This is a genomic window from Nostoc sp. (assembly GCF_036917355.1).
Classification (GTDB): domain Bacteria; phylum Cyanobacteriota; class Cyanobacteriia; order Cyanobacteriales; family Nostocaceae; genus Nostoc.
The window spans coordinates 20,457-38,617 of the sequence record NZ_JBALDP010000071.1; the positions used below are offsets into that span (position 1 = coordinate 20,457).

Annotated in this window: 12 protein-coding genes and 1 pseudogene; 11 read left to right on the forward strand and 2 right to left on the reverse strand. The window is 42.6% G+C overall.

Translation table 11 applies throughout. The features are described 5' to 3' along the window. Window positions 1–463: 463 nt before the first annotated feature. The gene (locus tag V7K53_RS23205) at window positions 464–685 is read left to right on the forward strand and encodes a DUF4327 family protein (protein ID WP_335199905.1); all 222 of its coding nucleotides are present in this window, start codon (window positions 464–466) and stop codon (window positions 683–685) included. A 591-nt stretch (window positions 686–1,276) separates the two neighbouring features. Here V7K53_RS23205 and V7K53_RS23210 read toward each other — a convergent pair. Then, on the reverse strand, window positions 1,277–1,528 hold the full coding sequence (locus tag V7K53_RS23210) for a hypothetical protein (protein WP_335199906.1): 252 nt from the start codon (window positions 1,526–1,528) through the stop codon (window positions 1,277–1,279). Window positions 1,529–2,003: 475 nt separating this feature from the next. On the opposite strand from V7K53_RS23210, the gene V7K53_RS23215 reads away from it, so the two are divergent. From V7K53_RS23215 to V7K53_RS23255, 9 genes and pseudogenes are all read left to right on the forward strand, one after another. After that, complete coding sequence (locus V7K53_RS23215; RefSeq protein ID WP_335199907.1) at window positions 2,004–4,469, forward strand: PAS domain S-box protein; 2,466 nt, start codon at window positions 2,004–2,006, stop codon at window positions 4,467–4,469. Window positions 4,470–4,636: 167 nt separating this feature from the next. Further along, a complete protein-coding gene (locus V7K53_RS23220; RefSeq protein WP_335199957.1) occupies window positions 4,637–5,026 on the forward strand; it encodes a beta-lactamase hydrolase domain-containing protein in 390 nt (129 codons plus the stop codon). Between the two features lie 324 nt (window positions 5,027–5,350). Continuing rightward, window positions 5,351–7,762: a sucrose synthase gene (locus V7K53_RS23225; RefSeq protein WP_335199908.1), complete on the forward strand. Its 2,412-nt coding sequence runs from the start codon at window positions 5,351–5,353 to the stop codon at window positions 7,760–7,762. Between the two features lie 137 nt (window positions 7,763–7,899). After that, window positions 7,900–10,950, forward strand: coding sequence for a beta-phosphoglucomutase (pgmB, locus tag V7K53_RS23230; protein WP_335199909.1), 3,051 nt, complete (start codon window positions 7,900–7,902; stop codon window positions 10,948–10,950). 251 nt (window positions 10,951–11,201) lie between these two features. Further along, a complete protein-coding gene (locus tag V7K53_RS23235) occupies window positions 11,202–12,551 on the forward strand; it encodes a PAS domain-containing sensor histidine kinase (RefSeq protein WP_335199910.1) in 1,350 nt (449 codons plus the stop codon). Between the two features lie 183 nt (window positions 12,552–12,734). Beyond that, window positions 12,735–13,172 (forward strand): RrF2 family transcriptional regulator, encoded by a 438-nt coding sequence (locus V7K53_RS23240; RefSeq protein ID WP_335199911.1) that lies wholly within the window; start codon window positions 12,735–12,737, stop codon window positions 13,170–13,172. Window positions 13,173–13,353: 181 nt separating this feature from the next. Next, window positions 13,354–13,768: pseudogene (locus V7K53_RS23245) on the forward strand (pentapeptide repeat-containing protein). A 97-nt stretch (window positions 13,769–13,865) separates the two neighbouring features. After that, window positions 13,866–14,354 (forward strand): DUF2243 domain-containing protein, encoded by a 489-nt coding sequence (locus tag V7K53_RS23250; RefSeq protein WP_335199958.1) that lies wholly within the window; start codon window positions 13,866–13,868, stop codon window positions 14,352–14,354. 156 nt (window positions 14,355–14,510) lie between these two features. Then, window positions 14,511–15,116, forward strand: a complete 606-nt coding sequence (locus V7K53_RS23255; RefSeq protein WP_335199912.1) for a DUF4129 domain-containing protein — start codon at window positions 14,511–14,513, stop codon at window positions 15,114–15,116. Window positions 15,117–15,190: 74 nt separating this feature from the next. Here V7K53_RS23255 and V7K53_RS23260 read toward each other — a convergent pair whose 3' ends face one another. Beyond that, window positions 15,191–16,474 carry an aspartate aminotransferase family protein gene (locus V7K53_RS23260; protein WP_335199913.1) on the reverse strand — a complete coding sequence of 428 codons (1,284 nt, stop codon included), beginning with the start codon at window positions 16,472–16,474 and terminating at the stop codon, window positions 15,191–15,193. 641 nt (window positions 16,475–17,115) lie between these two features. Here V7K53_RS23260 and V7K53_RS23265 point away from each other — a divergent pair. Beyond that, the gene (locus V7K53_RS23265) at window positions 17,116–18,132 is read left to right on the forward strand and encodes a potassium channel family protein (protein ID WP_335199914.1); all 1,017 of its coding nucleotides are present in this window, start codon (window positions 17,116–17,118) and stop codon (window positions 18,130–18,132) included. Window positions 18,133–18,161 lie beyond the last annotated feature (29 nt).

An 18,161-nucleotide genomic window follows, 5' to 3' on the forward strand; every position in this document is an offset into this window, starting at 1 on the left:
GGCAACCCCTTTTCTCCCTTATAAAATGATTATCATTCTTGAAAAAAATTCTATCTCTTGTTTTTTTGGAAGAATTTATTCTTTGGAAGCCCTTAAACCCATAAAGAGTATTTTACTATTTGTAACTATACAAGTTACATCCCTCTCCAACCCTGATTCCACTTGCTTTCATGGCGGGAAGGTTAAGAGCGAAAAAGCCAGTCGAGGCGAGCAACGTAGTGGCAACTCTTATAAACGGGAAAGTGGTTGGGTATTTTTGTATCTCATATTGGCGTAGCCTCTGCCTCCAACACACTGTTCGCGTTCGTAGAGAAGTTGAAATCTCCTGTATTTAACTTCCAGTAACTATTAATGTCTTGATTCTTCACAATTCTCGCCAATTTTATTTGATAAGTTTAAGGGAGAGTCAAAGCAACTATTGTTTTGAGTCTTAATTCCTTGATTGAAAATAAAGGAACAACTTATGAATACTACGGTTAAATATGACATCAAGGTTATCAAGCAAGAAGCACTTCAACTTGTGAAAAAGAGACTTGTTAACCGTCAGCAGCCAATTTATACCCTCTGTAAATATATTCCTCATCGTGACTGGGTTAATTTTGAACTTGAGTTAGAAAAAAATGAATTTCTACTTAGAGATAGAATTATCGATTTACTGAATCATGAATATTGGGAAGATGATTGAGGCTGCATAAGGCTAAACACTATTAGCTGCATCCCAATAAAATCAAAATTACAAATTCATTTTTCAATATTAAAAACTCTCGAATTAATCGGGGGCTATAAGCAAGAGATTATTAAAGTAAGCAATAAATCTTGATGGATGGCTTCGGTTTGAAAAGATAAAAGAACCATCGCTAGCGTAATAATTCTCTGTTAAGTAAGTTGGCACAATAAAAACCAGCTGTGTGAAGAAAAGTAAACAGGGCTCAAACCCTTTTTCTCCTTTCTTTATCCCAATAATAATTATTGACACCGAGCTACGGTGTACACACAAGTTTTTGAGAGTTGTCCTACAAACTTACCATTGTCCTCTCGTTTGCCTACTCTGCACTGCATGGGAATGGTTAAGTAAAGGTTGCTATCTCAAGTCAGATATAGCCTAACCTCAGAAGCAACTTCACCTCTTTGGCTGTGGGTTTGAGAAAGTTTTCTGTCTTCTTTTTCTAGCTGTATCAGTTAATACCTGATACTTTGGCTAAAGTCTCACATTCTTGAGCAATTGATTACTGAAATAAAGAAAAATAATTATACTAAATGATTTCAGTAAATTGGATTACGTAGATAACTCTTCTAGCCCAATCCATTCGGTAATCGATTGCCATTGGTTTGCGTAAACAATAGTACTCCTACGTTTTTCTTGTTGAGGCTTTCTAGGTAGTTTACCCATGACAACATCAGCGAATGAACTGGATTCGTTCCAATCATAAATAGGCATTTCCTGCCAGCAGTGGCGACAAAACCAGTAAGTCTCTGCACCACGTATATGTTCTAAAAGTAAGCTTGAGCAGCAAGGACAGTAATTCATATTTTTCTCAAATCCTGTTCATAAAAGTGTTATTGCAATTCAGGGCAGCTACTTGAGAAGCCCGTAAATATTTAAAACAAACTGTCTATATTTTGACTATAGTCTTTAAATATAAGGAACTTGTGAGGATAGTTAAAATACTTAATAAATTAGCAAAACTTATACATATCTCTTAAGTAATACTTTCAGGCTAATTTAGCGATTTTTTCACAAAATCCTCAAATTATATTCAGATAAATTCCAGGAAGATCACTATAATTGACAAATTAACCATAAGATTCAACGAGCAACTGCTTAAATTAGCTAGCTTAAATCATGTTATTAATTATTCTCTACAATCGATTAGCCCTGATAGTTTTTTAGTCGAAGCTATTGTCTCGATTGGTCAGAAAATATTCAGCCAATTGAGATAGAGCAAGTCCGCAGCCAAAGTCAAAATAACTTAAAATTATGGGTTGAGGCACAATCGGCTCAAATGATGCAAGTTAATCAGGAACTTCAGCAGGCCCTCGAAGAACTCCAGGTTGTGAAAGAAAAACTGCACCAAGCTTACGAGGAGTTAGAACAACGAGTAACAGAACGGACAGCAGAACTTGTGATGTCTAACGTCCTGTTACAACAAGAAATTATTGAACGCGAAAGCGCAGAAGCTGCATTAAGACAGAGCGAAAACCTCTATCGCCAACTTGTGGAAAGCCAAATTGATGTAATTATTCGCATTGATTTGCAGGGGCAGATTACCTTTGCCAATGTGGCAGCTTGTCAAACCTTTGGCTGGAAACAAGATGAGTTTTGTGGTCAGTCATTTTTCCAGTTTCTTCATCCAGATGACTTGCCTCAAGTGATGGAAAGTATCACAGCTTTAGGATCTTCATCTTATCCCTTGACTAATTGTGAGCGATGTGTATTTACAGTCAACGGTATCCGCTACTTTCAATGGAATGCGATCGCAATTCATAATGACAAAGGAGAGGTTGTTGAAATACAACTGGTAGGCAGAGATATTACCGAACAGCGAGCCGCGCTACACGACCGCCAACTTGCCGAAGCAGCACTACATCAAAGTGAGGAGAAATTCCGCACTTTTTCCGAAAACACCCACGCCACGATCTGGATTGCTAGCGCAGATTCATTCTACCCTTTGTACATTAGTCCTGCTTATGAGAAGATTTGGGGTCGATCTTCCCAAGGTCTATTTGAGCAGCCAACATTTTGGGTAGACACAGTTCATCCAGACGATCGCGATCGTGCCACCCAATCAATCGAGCAACTGCTTAGTGGTAGTCAATCCATTTCAGCAGAATATCGGATTTTGCGACCTGATGGATCGATCCGCTGGATTTGGAATCGGGGTTTTGCTGTCTATAATGACCAAGGACAAGTTAACTACTACGGTGGCATTGCTGAAGATATCACCGAGCGCAAGCTGGCGGAACAAAAAATTTCCGAACAAGCTGCTCTACTTGATATCGCTACCGATGCCATATTAGTTCGAGATTTCCAGTCTCAAATCTTATTCTGGAATAAAGGTGCAGAGCGGATGTATGGTTGGCTTTCTACAGAGGTTATTGGCAAAGACCTCCACGATATTTTATACCCAGCCGGAATTCAGCAGCAATTGAAAGAACCACTCAAAAGCGTAATTGAGAGTGGCTCGTGGCAAGGTGAGTTACATAAAGTTACAAAATCCGGTCAGAAAATTATTGTGGAAAGCCGTTGGACATTGATGCGCGATTCTGCAGGAGATCCCAAATCCATCTTGACTGTTGACACTGACATTACCCAAAAGAAACAACTCGAAGAGCAGTTTTTTCGCACCCAGCGATTGGAAAGCCTTGGTACCCTTGCAGGTGGTATTGCCCACGACTTGAACAATATATTGACGCCAATTTTGGCAGCAGCTCAATTACTACAGGGAAAATTGTTCCAAGACGAGGAGCGTTCTGGGCAATTGCTAGCACTCGTAGAAAGCAACGCCAAACGTGGAGCAGCTTTAGTGAAGCAAGTCTTATCCTTTGCGCGAGGATATAAAGGAGAGCGGACAATTATCCAAGTCCAGTATCTAATTTCAGAAATTATCCAAATTGCTAAACAGACATTTCCCAAATCTATTGAATTTTCCACCATTATCCCAGAAGACATTTGCGCGATCGCTGGGGATACTACACAACTACATCAAGTGTTAATGAATCTGTTAGTAAATGCCCGCGATGCTTTACCAGATGGTGGCAATATTAATATTTCTGTGCAAAATAAGTTTATTGATGAAGCTTATACCAGAATGAATCTTGATGCCAAGGTTGGGCATTATATTGTGATTACCGTTGCCGATAACGGAATTGGGATACCGCCAGAAATATTAGATAGAATTTTTGAGCCATTTTTCACCACAAAAGAGGTCAACACAGGTACAGGACTCGGACTTTCAACAGTGTTGGGCATCATTAGAAGCCACGACGGTTTTATTAAAGTGTCTAGCAATGTTGGTAAAGGCAGCAAATTTGACCTGTTTTTACCAGCTGTGGAAGCAACCCCAGTATTCAAGATAGAAGACCTGGATTTGCTCCCAGGAAAAGGAGAATTTATTTTAGTTGTAGATGATGAAGCCCAAATCCGGGAGATTGCCACAATCATCCTAGAAAACCACAACTATAAGATACTCACTGCCAGTAATGGCATTGAGGCGATCGCACTTTACGCCCAACACAAGCATCAAATCAATGCTGTGTTGATGGATCTAATGATGCCAGAAATGGATGGAATCACCGCTATTCGCACCTTGCGAAAAATGAACAACCAGCTTCAAATTATTGCCTGTAGCGGACTGAACTCAATGGAAGTGTTTGCTCAAGCTGCTGATGTTAATGTGCAAGTAGTTTTATCTAAACCCTATACGGCCAGAGAATTATTGAACAGTTTACACCACCTATTTAGAGGATAGTAAAGATAAGGGGACAGGGGAGCAGAGCAGAAGTTGCAGTTAAGTTTACTTTTCTCCTTTGCCGCTCTGCCTCTTGTGTCCAATACCTAATCCCTCACAAGATCCTCAAATTGTTTTCCTAAATTTAGACTGTGGATAATATTGGCACAATGGGGTTAATCCAACTGATGAATATTGTTAGGAAGATTAATGATGAGTTAGCGATCGCTGGGCAAATTACACTAGATCAGCTACAACAAATAGCTGATGAGGGTTATAAGTCTGTACTGAACCTACGTTTGCCTGACGAAACAGGCTTGCTGGCTAATGAACAGGAAAAGACTGAGCTTTTGGGATTGTATTATGTTAATCTCCAAACTAAATCTGAAGATATTAATCATCAAGGTATGCTTCAGATATATCAGACCATCACTGAACTACCCAAACCGACTCTGATACATTGTGATAATTCAATTCGTTCAGCTGCAATAGTCTTTTTGTATATCGCTCTTAAACAGGGTATAGGCTTTGAAAAAGCACTACAAAAAGTTATTAATATAGGTTTGATATCAGACTAGTACCGCAAGGCGGAAGTCAAAAGCCAAAAGTCAAAAGAATTATATTACAAGCTTACTAGCGATCGCTCCAATTTTGCTTTAGTACTTAATTGAAAATAGTGTTTTATACCTGATTGAGAAAGAAACTCGTTCAATAATTTTCCCTTGCTACCTTCCTCTACTCCCTCATCCCATAGATTTGAAGTTATCACAGCTTTCATCCCAGAGCTAGACGCGAAGATTTTTATAGTAATTTACGATGGTTTGGGGAATATACCTCAGCAAACCGAAAACTGGAAAGAAAAATGAGGTTATTACCTAGCTAAATTTCTGGAATTCGTCATCATGTATGAACTAGTTCAAGCTCTCTCCAACGGTGATGAAAAAACTGCTCTACATCAGTTGATTTATGCGTTGAGTGTTTCAGGTAAGCATTACTTCCTAAGAAATGAGATTTTGCAAGCTTTTGCTGATTACTGTCATCAATCCCAAAAACCAGCCTATTTTTACCACTCTTCTTCTGTTGGCAAACTAATACAATATACCCACGAAATAATCCTCGAAGAGGAAAGAACTTGGTTCGTGATTCGACCCAGGATTGCTAATCAAGAAGTTTGGCAACTGACAGCCGACTTTAGCAGGTTCGAGCAGATGACGCCTCAAGCGCTGTTAGATGTGAGAGATCGTCTAGTCAACCGTTACCAACCCCATATTCTGGAAATCGACCTCCACCCCTTCTATGAGAGTTCTCCAAGAATTGACGACGCGAGAAATATTGGTCAAGGTTTAGCCTTCCTCAACCGTTACCTGTGCAATCAATTGTTGACTGACTCTGAATATTGGGTAGAAATGTTATTTAAAGCGTTACATAGGCTGCAATGCAATGGTATTCGCCTATTGTTGAGCGATCGCATTCCTTCTGGTATTCAGTTAGCCAAACAAATTAAGCTAGCGCTCAAATTCCTGAGTGAGCGATCGCCTGATGAACCTTATGAAAAATTTAGCTTTGATCTCCAAGAACTCGGCTTTGAGCCGGGTTGGGGTAACACTGCGGCGCGAGTCTCTGAAACCATAGAACTCCTCGACCGACTAATTTACTCTCCAGAACCTGCAATTTTAGAAGCTTTTGTGGCCCGCGTCCCCGCCATCTTTCGCGTCGTCCTCGTTTCTGTCCACGGCTGGGTGGGACAGGAGGATGTTTTGGGAAGAGATGAAACACTCGGTCAAGTTATCTACGTCCTCGAACAAGCTCGCAGCTTAGAAAACGAACTGCGCGAACAAATCAAACTCGCTGGACTCGACCAGCTAGGCATTAAACCCCATGTAATTATTCTCACTCGATTAATTCCTAACTGTGAAGGCACATTTTGTAACCTGCCCTTAGAAAAAGTCCAAGATACCGAAAATGCTTGGATATTGCGCGTTCCTTTTGGTGAATTCAATCCAGAAATTACGAATAATTGGATTTCTAAATTTGAGATTTGGCCCTATTTAGAGCAATTTGCTGTAGATGCAGAAAGAGAATTATTAGCTCATTTCCAAGGCAAGCCTAATCTAGTTGTTGGCAATTACAGCGATGGTAATTTAGTAGCCTTTCTGCTATCTCGCCGCATGAAAGTTACCCAGTGTAACATTGCCCATTCTTTGGAAAAACCTAAATATCTATTTAGCAATTTATATTGGCAAGATTTAGAAGATAAGTATCATTTTTCGGCACAATTTACCGCCGATTTGATTAGCATGAATGCAGCTGACTTTATCATCACATCGTCCTATCAAGAAATTGTTGGCACGCCTGATACCATAGGTCAATACGAGTCGTATAAATGGTTTACGATGCCGCAGTTGTATCATGTAGTTGATGGCATTGATTTGTTCAGTCCTAAATTTAACTTAGTGCCGCCGGGAGTAAATGAAAATCTTTTCTTTCCCTACAGCCAAAAAGAAAACCGAGATTCTAAACTTTGCACACAAGTCCACGACTTACTCTTTACCCGCGAAGATCCACAAATTCTTGGCCATTTAGAACGCCCCAATAATCGACCAATCTTTGCTCTTGATACCATTAATTCAATCAAAAATTTCACTGGTTTAGCTGAATGTTTTGGTAAAAGTCAGGCTTTACAAGATCGTTGTAACCTGATTCTATTAACTACTAAACTGCATCTACATGAAGCTAGCAACCCAGAAGAAGCAGAAGAAATTCAAAAACTCCACGACATTATCGACCAATATCATCTCAATGGGAAGATTCGCTGGTTGGGAATGCGTGTCCCTAGCAAGGAGATCGGCGAAGCCTACCGAGTAGTTGCCGATTCTCAGGGAATTTATGTTCATTTTGCCCTTTTTGAATCCTTTGGCCGGAGTATTTTAGAAGCGATGATTTCTGGCTTGCCAACTTTTGCTACTCAATTTGGCGGTTCTTTAGAAATTATCGAGAACAAAGAAAACCAATTTAATGTTAATCCTACAGACTTAGAAGGAACAGCAACGAAAATTTTAGATTTCCTTGAGCAATGCGATTCTCATGCTGAATACTGGCAAGAAGTTTCCGAATGGATGAGTCAGCGAATTCATCACAAATATAATTGGCATTTACATAGCAATCAATTACTACTGCTTGCGAAAATGTTTAGTTTTTGGAACTTTGTTGCTCCCGAAAATAACGAAGCTAGAGATCGCTACATGGAAACCTTATTTCATCTCATTTATAAGCCCAGAGTCGAAAAGATTTTGGAAAAGCATAAGGGGGGATGAGGGAGTGGGGAGCAGGGGAGAGTTAGAACTCCGTTCATCCACCTTGGAACTCCGTTCATCCACCTCGGAACTCCGTTCATCCACCTTGGAACTCCGTTCATCTAGCTTAAAGACTCAAAATCCCCAATCTCCAATTTATGCAAACAAAAGGTCGTTCTCGCCATTTTATTTACACAGACTGGATATTAATCGAAAACCAGTTTGACCCTGAACAATTGCACTCCAAAGAAACTGTCTTTACAATCGGCAATGGATACCTGGGCAGCAGAGGCAGTTTTGAGGAAGGTTATCCTCATGCATTGCCAGCTACTTTTATCCACGGTGTCTACGATGATGTGCCTGTGGTTTACACTGAACTAGTAAATTGCCCTGACTGGCTACCCTTGATAGTGATTGTAAATGGCGATCGCTTCCGTCTCGATCGAGGTGAGATATTGAGCTACGATCGCCAGCTTGATTTACGCCAAGGACTACTGATTCGGTCTGTGCGTTGGCGCTCTCCCAGTGGAAACACCATAGACATCAGCTTTGAACGCTTTGCTAGTCTTGCAGATCCGCACGTGTTGGCGTTACGCTGCCATTTAACACCGATAGATTTTGAGGGATTAATCGAAGTTCAAGCTAGCATCAATGGCTATCCCGAAAATCAGGGTTTGAATCACTGGGAAGAATTAGATCAGGGCAAGACTAATCAAGGAATCTGGTTGCAACGCCGCACGCGCAACTCTCGAATTGAACTTGGTATGGCAGTTAAGGTGACAATATTAGGCACTGAAGCATCTTTGCAAATCAATACCGCACCTGGTTATCCTACCTTGAGTACAACCTTTTTCGCTAAAGCGCAGCAGACTGTGACGGTGGAAAAACTTGTGACAGTTTTTACCTCGCGAGAGATTGAAGCACCAGTTCCAGCAGCTCAAGAAAAACTCGCACACCTGCCAGACTACGCAACATTACTAAAAGCCAATGAGCAGGCATGGAATGAGGTTTGGCAGCAAAGTGACATCCTGATTGAGGGGGATAGCACAGCTACTTTTGCTGTTCGCTACAATCTGTTTCAACTGCTGATTGCTGCCCCACAGGATGATGATAGGGTGAGCATTCCTGCTAAAACCCTTTCGGGGTTTGGCTATCGCGGTCATATTTTTTGGGATACAGAAATTTTTATGCAACCCCTATTTCTGTTTACTCAACCAGCGATCGCCCGCAATTTACTCAGTTACCGTTGGCACACCTTACCAGGAGCTAGACGCAAGGCAGCCCATTACGGCTATAGAGGGGCAATGTTTGCCTGGGAAAGTGCTGATACTGGAGATGAAGTGACACCACGTTGGGCTATCGGCAGTGATTTTTATGGTGAAGACGTGCGGATTTGGTGCCGCGATCGCGAAATTCATATCAATGCAGATATCCCTTACGCAGTCTGGAACTACTGGCAAGCCACTGGTGATGATGACTGGATGCAAAAGTGCGGCGCAGAGATTATCTTAGATGCCGCCCTCTTTTGGGGTAGTCGAGTCGAATTCAATTCTGAGCGCGATCGGTATGAAATTCCGGGAGTGATCGGAGCGGATGAATACCATGAATTAGTCCACAACAACGCCTTTACAAATCGGATGGCGCAATGGCATCTAGAGAAAGCGATCGCCGTCTATGATTGGCTAGTTGACAAATTCCCCGAACAAGCCACCGAACTAGAACAGAAACTAAAGCTGACCCCAGAAGAGCGATCGCACTGGCAAGATATCGTCGCCAAAATATTGTTTTTCTATGACCCATCAACCGGACTAATCGAGCAGTTCGAGGGATTTTTCCAATTGGAAGATATCAACTTAGCAGATTATGAACCACGCGATCGCTCCATGCAACCGATCTTAGGTATTGATAAAACCAACAAATCTCAAGTACTCAAACAGCCAGACGTATTAATGCTCCTATATTTAATGCGGGAATCAGCAGATTTTCCCTATAACGAAAAAGCATTGCAGACAAACTGGGACTACTACGCACCCCGCACTGATATTACTTATGGTTCGTCCCTTGGCCCAGCAGTTCAAGCCATTTTAGCTTCCGATTTGGGCAAATCAACCGTAGCTTACGAACAATTTATGCGGGCGTTAATGGTGGATCTTGAAGATAACCGAGGTAATACCAACGACGGTATTCACGGCGCTAGTGCTGGTGGGATTTGGCAAGCCGTAATTTTTGGATTTGGCGGCATCCAATTAACTGAAAATGGCCCTGTAGCCAACCCCCACCTACCCCCTGGCTGGACGCGTCTAAAGTTTAGACTGCACTGGCGCGGGAAATGGCACGACTTCGATCTACATCAGGGAAAAGTCGCCCAAGACATAACTCGTCAGCTAGAATTTCTCCAACTTTCTCTCTCCCCCGATCCCCCAAATTCCCACTCACAAGCTTCTGAACACCAAACTTCTCCCCCTGCCTCCCCTGCTCCCTCATCGTCCCCACTTCCCATTACCCCTTATCCCCAGAGGGGGCCCCACCTTCCCCACAACCCCAACATCCAAGGATTCATCTTCGATTTAGATGGTGTGCTAACAGATACAGCAGAACTTCACTATCTCGCTTGGCAAAAGCTAGCTGATGAAGAGGGTATACCATTTAATCGAGAAGCTAACGAAGCCCTGCGGGGTGTATCCCGTCGTGCTTCTCTGATGCTGATTCTTGGGAATAGAGCGTATTCGGAAGCACAAATTGAAGAGATGATGGAGCGCAAAAATCGCTACTATGTGGAATTGATCCAAAACATGACATCCCACGACTTGTTATCAGGTGCGATCGCTCTGTTGGATGAACTGCGGCAAGCTGGTATTAAGATCGGTATTGGTTCAGCTAGCAAAAATGCCCGCCCAGTGATCGAGCGATTGGGCATTATGAATAAAGTAGATGCGATCGCTGATGGTTACAGCGTACAAGAACCCAAGCCAGCACCCGACTTATTTCTGTACGCAGCCAAGCAGCTAGGAATCGAACCAGCGCAATCTGTGGTTGTAGAAGATGCCGCAGCTGGTGTTGAAGCCGCTCTAGCTGCTGGGATGTGGGCAGTAGGACTTGGCCCTGTTGAGCGAGTTGGAGCCGCTCATATTGTTTTACCCAGCCTAGAAGGTCTTAAATGGGCTGACCTTCGAGAGCAATTGAGTAACATTTCCAGACGAAAACAGTGAACAAACGAGAACTGCCTGATTACTTACAGCAGATTTCAAGGAAGGTGAAGTATACAACGATTCATCTTAAAGCCAGGTATAAAGTATGTTTTACTTCTGAATTCTGCTGTATTCAGTCCTAATCAGCCCAAAGAACTAAAACTACCTAAAACGACGCTGAAATTACTGATAACTGCTAAACTCCAAAAGCTAAGATCGTCTAAGTAGGGAATCTAAAACAAAACCCCACTTTAGAAATTAGGAGCAAGAGCGTGAATTTGGACGATTTAGCTTTGCAGATAGAGAACATGCGTAAGCGCGTCGCCCTCTTGCAACGCCAGAGCGAACAGCAAAAAGCACAAGCAGATATTGAACTCGTTACCGCAATATTCAAAGAAGTTTACCTGGCTTTGGAAGAACTGCAACTAGTAAATGAAGATTTAAAGCAGCAGAATGAAGAATTATCCAAAACTCAACAGGCTTTGGTAGCAGAAAGTCAACGCTACCAAGAATTATTTGAGGAAGTACCAGACGCTTATTTTGTGACTAATACAAAAGGGATAATTCAGGAAGCTAACTCAGCCGCCACCACTCTGCTTAACATTTCCAAAAGTTTGCTGTTGGGCCAATCCATAGGAATTTTTGTACTTGAGAAAGAAATAATTGCTTTTCATTTGAAACTAACTCATCTGCGCGATCGCGCCCAATTCCCAGACTGGAAAATGCAAGAGTGGGAAGTAACCCTGCGGCCGCGTGACAAAACACCTATTATGACTGCGGTTAAGGTTGCTGCTATCCGTAATCAATCTAGTGAGTTAATTAGTCTGCGCTGGTTATTGCGGGATATTAGCGAAAGCAAGCGAACCCAAGCCAAGCTGCAATGGGCAGAAGAGGCGATGCGACAAGCGCTTGCCAAAGAAAGGGAGTTTAGCGAACTTAAATCCCGCTTGCTCACCATCACTTCCCATGAGTTTCGCACCCCTTTGGCTACCATCCACTCTTCTGCGGAACTACTAGAATATTATCGCCACCTCTGGAGCGAAGAGCGACAACAAACCCACCTGCGTCGTATTCAAACATCAGTTATGCATATAACCCAGTTGTTGAATGATGTCTTGGTGGTGAGTCAGGATGAAACAGGCAAGTTAGAGTTTAATCCAACACCCATAAATTTGGTGGAATTTTGCCGCGATTTATTAGAAGAATTACAGCAGAGCGATCGCTCACAACATGCGATCGCTTTTAGCAGTGAGTGCCAATGTACACCAGCTAATTTAGACGCCAAACTACTCCGACAAATCTTGAGTAATTTATTCTCGAATTGTTTAAAATACTCTCCCATTGGTAGTACGGTTAGGTTTTCTGTAACCACTGCCAACGAGCAAGCTATATTTCAGATTCAAGACTCTGGTATTGGCATTCCCGCTGCTGACATTGAACACATCTTTGAACCCTTCCATCGCGCTAGTAATACAGCCAATATCCCAGGAATGGGATTGGGTATGTCCATTGTCAAGCAGGCTGTAGATTTACATGGCGGTGAGATTACAGTCGAAAGTGCGATCGTTACGGGAACTACCTTTACTGTCATTCTGCCATTTTCAAGAAATTTCCATGTGTAGCTAATCAATCACTTTTATTTATCGAATTTAAAAAAAAAAGTAATTGCTTGTATGCTAGAAGGTCTTTAAAGTAGAGTAAGCCGGTCAACAATAGGTTGATTGTAAAGTTTTTCTTCGCAGTAGCTTAGGGAAACAAACTCAAAGACTTTGTATCTTTAAATATGAGCTTAAAATATTACGCCTGTGGTAATCTCTAACAAATCAGAATACGCACTTCTAGCTCTGTTAGAGTTGGCAACCTGCTACCCTAACGGTGAAGCCCTACAAATTCGAGAGATAGCGGCATTGCAAGATATCCCGAACCGCTATTTGGAACAACTTCTAGCAACATTAAGACGTGGAGGTTTAATTAAGAGTATACGTGGAGCCAAAGGTGGCTATGTTCTGGCACGAGATCCCGGAAAGATTACAGTGTTGGATGCTTTTAGCTGCATGGAAGGATCGGATATTGTTGTCTCTCCTTCTGAGCCAACTCCTAATACGGTAGAAGGTGAGCTAATTCAGGAAGTTTGGCAAGAAGCACGTCAGGCTGCTAACTCTGTTTTGGAAAAATATACACTCCAAGACCTTTGTGAACGAAGATCGATCCGACAACAGAAGGAACTAATGTATTACATTTAGGAAGTATAATTACTAATTCGTAATTCGTAATTCAAAAGGATACGTGAAAGTAATAACGAGACAACCTGTAACGCTGTTACAGCACTTACGGCAGCTATGAGGTACATCCCCAAATCTGAAAGCTTTGATAGGAGAGGGCAAGGAGAAAAACTGTATTGCATAATAGCCGGAAGCGCTGTATATGCCTGAAGTCAATTTTCAACAGCCTATAAATAGTGCCTCTACTCTCGTGGAGAGTTATGCAGCAGGAAAACGGGACTTTAGTAAAGCAGAACTGGGTAATGCTGATTTGCAAGGCATTAACTTGAAAGGATCTGACCTGAGTTATGCTGACCTGAGTGAAGCTAACCTGAGTAGCGTTAATTTGAGGGGAACTGATTTGAGCAATGCCTTTCTTAGTCAAGCTAATCTGAAGGATGCCGATCTTAGGGGAGCATTATTGATGTCAGCGAATCTCCGCCAAGCCGCTCTTAAAGGAGCGAACCTGGAAAAAGCAGACTACGATTACCTACGGTAGGCTACGCCAACGCAACACCCATTTTCCCCAAGATTTCGACCCAGTGAAAGCGGGTATGCAGATTAAATTTGAAGATTGATTAATTTAAGTTGAGCGATCGCACTGGCCTCAAGATAGAAGATATTTCTCTCAAAAGAGTTGTATTTTGGTAGAAAAGCCTATCTATGAGGTTGACAATGGAGGCGAAAAGTGAAACCTTCAACCGACGCGCACCACTAATCACTGCTGGAATTTTTATTGGTGTGGGTCTTGGAGGGTTTATTGATGGAATTTTACTGCATCAAATCCTCCAGTGGCATCACATGCTGAGTAACATTAGACCTCTAACAAACAGGGCGAATATAGATTTAAACATGGTGTGGGATGGGTTCTTTCATACCTTGGATTGGGTATTCACCGCGACTGGACTTGTGTTACTATGGCGTGCTGGAAGACGTGATGATGTCCCTTGGTCATCACAGACCTTTATTGGATCGATACTGATTGGTGGTGGATTGTTTGACTTGGTTGAAGGTTTAATTGACCATCAAATTCTCGGTGTCCATCATGTAAAACCAGGCCCAAATGAGTTAGCTTGGGATCTAGGATTTCTGGCATTCGGTGCGCTACTTGTTCTCATCGGCTGGCTAATGATAAAAAAAGAGTCAAGAGTCATTAGTCATTAGTCATTAGTCATTAGTCATTGGTCATTGGTCATTGGTCATTGGTCATTAGAGACAGAGAGACAGGGAGCGGGGGCAGACGGGAAAAACTTACTGCAACTTCTCCTCTGCTCCCCTGCTCCCCTGCTCCCCCACTCCCCCACTCCCCCACTCCCTCCTATGACAGATACTTTTGAAAAAACTAGCTGGAGTTGGCATTTGTCTCAATTCCAACAACAAGCGGGTGAATGGTGGGAATACCAGTTTTATCGCTTTGAACGGGCTTTACCAGAATTGCCTACTGGATGGTCAATTAGCCCTTGGCTTAGTGAATTGCTGAAATTCCTGTTTTGGCTGGTACTGGGATTATTTATAGCGTGGGTGGGTTGGCGATTATGGCGAGAAGTCAGTCCCTACATATATTCTTGGCTAAATAGAAGTGGCAATCTCACCGATTTTCGCGTCAAAAATCGCTCTAATGAGTCATCCATAGCCCTTTTATTGGAGCGATCGCAAGAATTTTATCGTCAAGGTAACTACCGTGAGGCTTGCCGTTGTTTTTATTTAGCGATGTTGCAGCAGTTGGATAAAAATGCGATCGCACCCCATAAACTCAGCCGTACTGATGGAGAATATTTGCAATTGCTGCGATCGTCTGTGACTCCTATACAGCCTTATGAAACTTTAATTACTACTCACGAGCAATTATGTTTTGGTAATGCTGAGATTTTGCCAGACAATTATGAGCAGTGTCGGCAAGCTTATCGAGAAATTTCCTCAGAATGAAAAAGAGACGTTGCATTGCAACGTCTCTACACAAAACAAACAATATTTTATTCGGTGAGAATTGCGTAGACGTTCTACGGCTTGTCGTTAGACATCGCCTTGTCCACAGCTTGCAAGGCAGTGTTGACTTCCGCCTCTGTAACAATTAACGGTGGCACAAACCGGACTACTTTTGGCCCCGCTGGTACTAGCAATACGCCCTCGTTGATGGCAGCATTGACGACATCGGCTGCGGTTAGTTGAATATCGGCTCGTAACTCCAAACCGTTGATTAAACCCCAACCCCGAACTTCGCCAATGTGCTGAGGATATTTTGCGGCGATCGCTTTTAATCCAGTTCGCAACTGTTCGCCCCTGTCTTGCACATTCTGCAAAATATTTTCCCGTTCCAATGTCTGGCAAACACTGAGTGCTACACCACACACAAAAGGATTTCCGCCAAAGGTGCTAGCGTGTTCCCCTGGTTGAAAAACATCGCAGAATTTCTTGCTCATCATTGCACCGATGGGGACACCGCCACCTAAGCCTTTAGCACTGGTGAAAATATCCGGTTCAACGCCGAGATGTTCGTAAGCCCATAATTTGCCGCTACGCCCCATACCAACTTGCACTTCGTCGAAAATCAACAAAACGCCAGTTTCATCGCAAATCTGCCGGAGCTTTTTGAAATAGGCAACATCTCCTGGACGTACACCGCCTTCTCCCTGCAATGGCTCGATCAGAATCGCTGCTACCCGATAATCGCCTTCATCCAACTCGCTAATCGCTACTTCCACAGCGTTAATATCGTTGTAATTTACGTAGTGGAACCCAGGAACTAGGGGATCAAAATACTTTTGATACTTGGGTTGTGCTGTAGCGGTAATGGTTGCCAAAGTCCGTCCGTGGAAACTGGCATTGGCGGTTAAAATAATCGGTTTTTCAATGTCTAATACTGTGTGAGCGTATTTCCGCGCCAGTTTAATTGCAGCTTCGTTAGCTTCAGCACCAGAGTTGCAGAAAAATACGCGATCGGCACAGGAACGATCGACAAGCCATTTTGCCAATTCACCTTGCTCAGGAATGTAATACAAATTAGAGACATGGTGCAGCTTTTGGATTTGGCGTGTTACTGCTTCTACCATCGCTGGGTGGGCATGTCCTAAAGTACAAGTAGCAATTCCCGCTACAAAGTCCAGATATTCCCGTCCCTGGGTATCCCAAACCCGGCATCCAGCACCCCGTTCTAGGGCTAAGGGAAACCGGGCGTAGGTAGACATGACAGCTTCATTAAAGCTATCTGTATTAAAGGGGCTAGATGCTACTGACCCTGAATCTGGGGGGATGGTGGCTTGGTCAACGAGAGTTTGTAGGCTCACTACCGCTCCTCCTGAAAGTTTTTCATTATATAGTTATTTACTAGTTTCCTAGAAATCCCTAAAAAATACTTTTTATTTAGCACAACTCGTACTTCTTCTTAAACTAACGCTTATATGACTTTAAAGGCATGGCGGTGATGAAAAAATTTTGTACTCAACGCTTGAGCAAGAGTATGAGCGACAGGCAATTTCCATAGGCGCAGCCCGTCCAAATCTTGGGTAGAGTGTAGGGGTTTTCTCACTGATGTCCAAAACGCTAAGTAGTTATGAGTTCTTTAGATAACTTCTAAGTAAGTGAGCATGAATAATTAAAGGTTTGTAGTAAGCGGCTTCAGTTCTTGCTAAGTACATTATTTCGTAACTTCATAGCGAATCCCTCTGTGTACCTTTCGTTTCCCTCAGCGTTCCTTTGCGTTTAAAACCGCTACGAATTAATGCAAAGCTGTAGTAACAGATAAATTAATTAATTTTACATGGCGTAACTTAGTTTGATTTATTCTTGCCCACTACTTAGATTAAATATACTAAAAAGGACGAATATTAAAAAGTTAGTAGAAAACTCGAAAAATTAGGTTAAAAGTACTATTTTTACCTCATTCTCAACACTTGAGCAAAAATATCAACGTATCCAAAAAGAGTTGATGGCTGGGGCGATCGCACTTGGCGGTGTTTTCTTCATTGGCACTTTGTGGTATTCGTTAGTGGAGGGCTGGTCATGGGAAGATGCGGCTTACATGACAGTCATTACTTTAGCGACTGTAGGATACGGAGAGACGCACCCACTAGGTAGCCGAGGACGATTGTTTACAATTGCCCTGATTTTGTTGGGTGTAGTCAATATCGGTTACATTGTCAACAGGTTTACAGAAGCGATCATTCAAGGTTACTTTCAACAAGGAATTCGGTTACAGCAGCAGAGGCGGTTAATGGAATCCCTAACAGAACATTACATCATCTGTGGATTTAGTCGGACTGGTCGCCAAATTGCCAAGGAATTTCGGGCAGAAGAGGCACCTTTTGTGGTGATTGATTCGGAGATTGAATCAGTACAAAGGGCGCAGACTGAAGGTTACACAGCATACCAAGGCGACGCTACATTAGATGACACACTTTTGAAAGTTGGTATTGAACGGGCGGTTTGTATCGTTGCAGCCCTTCCTTCCGATGCTGAAAATTTATACATTGTATTATCAGCTAAAACACTGAATTCGGGGATTCGGGTGATCGCACGGGCAAGCACAGAGGAAGCCTTGCAGAAGTTACGACGGGGCGGTGCAGATGAAGTTATATCCCCCTATATTACTGGTGGGAAGCGGATGGCTGCTGCGGCACTCAGACCCCAGGTTTTGGATTTTGTAGACGGGATTTTGACAGGTGCAGACCGTCAGTTGTATATGGAAGAATTTTTACTAGACCCGGCTTTCTGCCCTTTTGTCGGTCAAAGTTTGCAAAAGGCGAGATTGCGATCGCAATCTGGAGCATTGGTTCTGGCAATTCGCCGCGTTGATGGGACTTTAATCGGCGGTCCCACTGGCGATACGATTTTAATGCCAGGAGACCGATTAATTGGTATGGGTACAGCAGAGCAGTTGCGTAGCCTGAATCAAATTCTCGGCCCAATGAATTCCAAGAAACTGCGACGACCGAAAAATAGTTGATTTTATTTTATTTAATTACTTTTTTATAC

What these genes read in the sequence shown, in the direction of transcription:
- V7K53_RS23205 (WP_335199905.1), top strand. Translation starts at nt 464, where the DNA reads ATGAATACTACGGTTAAATATGACATCAAGGTTATCAAGCAAGAAGCA.
- V7K53_RS23210 (WP_335199906.1), bottom strand. Translation starts at nt 1,528, where the DNA reads ATGAATTACTGTCCTTGCTGCTCAAGCTTACTTTTAGAACATATACGT.
- V7K53_RS23215 (WP_335199907.1), top strand. Translation starts at nt 2,004, where the DNA reads ATGATGCAAGTTAATCAGGAACTTCAGCAGGCCCTCGAAGAACTCCAG.
- V7K53_RS23220 (WP_335199957.1), top strand. Translation starts at nt 4,637, where the DNA reads ATGAATATTGTTAGGAAGATTAATGATGAGTTAGCGATCGCTGGGCAA.
- V7K53_RS23225 (WP_335199908.1), top strand. Translation starts at nt 5,351, where the DNA reads ATGTATGAACTAGTTCAAGCTCTCTCCAACGGTGATGAAAAAACTGCT.
- pgmB (WP_335199909.1), top strand. Translation starts at nt 7,900, where the DNA reads ATGCAAACAAAAGGTCGTTCTCGCCATTTTATTTACACAGACTGGATA.
- V7K53_RS23250 (WP_335199958.1), top strand. Translation starts at nt 13,866, where the DNA reads ATGGAGGCGAAAAGTGAAACCTTCAACCGACGCGCACCACTAATCACT.
- V7K53_RS23255 (WP_335199912.1), top strand. Translation starts at nt 14,511, where the DNA reads ATGACAGATACTTTTGAAAAAACTAGCTGGAGTTGGCATTTGTCTCAA.
- V7K53_RS23265 (WP_335199914.1), top strand. Translation starts at nt 17,116, where the DNA reads ATGGCTGGGGCGATCGCACTTGGCGGTGTTTTCTTCATTGGCACTTTG.